We start from the raw sequence: 1,840 nt of genomic DNA, 5'->3' as shown, positions 1-1,840 counted from the left end.
AACGACCAGCGCGTTTGCCGCGATGATCGCTATCAGGATGTCTACAACCCGGCCACCGGCGAAGTGACTGGTCGCGTCGCCTTGGCCAGCCGCCAGACCGTGGGTGAAGCCGTCGCCGCCGCCCAAGCCGCCTTCGCCAGTTGGGCCGACACCCCGCCGATCCGCCGTGCCCGCGTATTGTTCGAATACCTGCACCTGCTGCGTGAACGCAAAGATGACCTGGCGCGCATCATCGTCGCCGAACACGGCAAGGTGTTCACCGACGCCCAGGGCGAAGTCGACCGTGGCATCGATATTCTCGAATTCGCCTGCGGCATTCCCAACCTGCTCAAGGGCGAGCACTCTGACCAAGTCTCGCGTGGCATGGACAACTGGACGATGCGCCAGCCGCTGGGTGTGGTGGCCGGCGTGACCCCGTTCAACTTCCCGGTGATGGTGCCGATGTGGATGTACCCGATCGCCATCGCGGCGGGCAACACCTTCATCCTCAAGCCCAGCCCGACGGACCCAAGCGCCTCGCTGTTCATGGCCGAGTTGCTGCGCGAAGCCGGCTTGCCCAAAGGCGTATTCAATGTGGTGCAGGGCGACAAGGAAGCGGTCGATGCGCTGATCGAACACCCGGACGTCAAGGCCGTGAGCTTTGTCGGTTCCACGCCAATTGCGCAATACATCTACGAGACCGGCGCCCGCAACGGCAAGCGTGTGCAAGGCCTGGGCGGCGCGAAAAACCACATGGTGGTGATGCCCGATGCGGACATCGAAAAAACCGTCGATGCGCTGATGGGCGCGGCTTACGGCAGCGCCGGCGAGCGCTGCATGGCGATCTCGGTGGCGGTGCTGGTGGGCGATGTGGGCGACAAAGTGATCGCCGCGTTGACCGAGCGCGCCAAGCTACTGCGCATCACCGACGGCCGCGATTTAAAGGCCGAGATGGGCCCGATTGTGTCGCGGGCGGCACTGGAGCGCATCAGCGGCTACATCGAACAAGGCGTGCAAGCCGGCGCGCAATTGCTGCTCGATGGGCGTGACTACGTGCCCACCGAGCCCGGCCTGGAAAATGGCTTCTGGCTCGGCGCGACCTTGTTCGATCATGTGACGAAAGACATGAGTATCTACCGCGAAGAAATCTTCGGCCCGGTGCTGGCCTGTGTGCGCGTGGATGACTTTGCCGAGGCGATCAAACTGGTCAATGACCACGAGTTCGGCAACGGCGTCAGCTGCTTTACCCGCGACGGCAACATCGCCCGCGAATTTGCGCGACGCATCGAAGTGGGTATGGTCGGCATCAACGTGCCGATCCCGGTGCCGATGGCCTGGCACGGCTTTGGCGGCTGGAAGAAGAGCTTGTTTGGTGACATGCATGCCTACGGCACTGAAGGCGTGCGCTTCTACACCAAGCAGAAGTCGATCATGCAGCGTTGGTCGGAGAGTATTGAGCAGGGCGCGGAGTTTGCGATGCCCGTGTCTAAGTAACATCGGAACACTGTAGGTCAACGGTGGGAGCGGGCTTGCCTGCGATGGGCATAGGTATCTACGCAACTTCTTGTGTCGTGCTAGGCCGATGACGGGTTTTTAGGTAGCTATGAGTGCATATCCGTTGCTGCGGTAACGGCGACTATTGGTTCCGCCCTTACGGCGGGTCACTTTTGGAAAAGAGCCCGGAATGCCGGCCCAGCCAAAAGTAACCAAAAGGGCTCTTGCCCCACCACTCGTTGCCTCGCCTAGGCTCGGCATGCCAGAACGAAGGCTTGAATCCGTGGGCCGCCGCCATGGGCCATCCTTGGCCCATCGCGGCTAACCCGGCGTCCTGCCGGGTTACCCACGGATTCAAGCCTGCGTT

General features: G+C 62.0%; 1 protein-coding gene and 1 pseudogene. One reads left to right on the top strand and one right to left on the bottom strand.

The window, feature by feature from the left end; genetic code table 11:
- Positions 1–1,473, top strand: a 1,473-nt coding sequence (locus tag E0F99_RS29730) for a CoA-acylating methylmalonate-semialdehyde dehydrogenase (protein WP_130909129.1), incomplete at its 5' end; no start/stop codon positions are given.
- Between the two features lie 157 nt (positions 1,474–1,630).
- On the opposite strand, the pseudogene E0F99_RS30340 reads toward E0F99_RS29730, so the two are convergent.
- Positions 1,631–1,840: pseudogene (locus E0F99_RS30340) on the bottom strand (hypothetical protein); the annotation flags it as partial.

The organism is Pseudomonas antarctica (genome assembly GCF_900624995.1).
In the GTDB taxonomy this organism is placed as follows: Bacteria; Pseudomonadota; Gammaproteobacteria; order Pseudomonadales; family Pseudomonadaceae; genus Aquipseudomonas; species Aquipseudomonas antarctica.
This window is presented reverse-complemented; position numbering and strand designations above follow the sequence as displayed.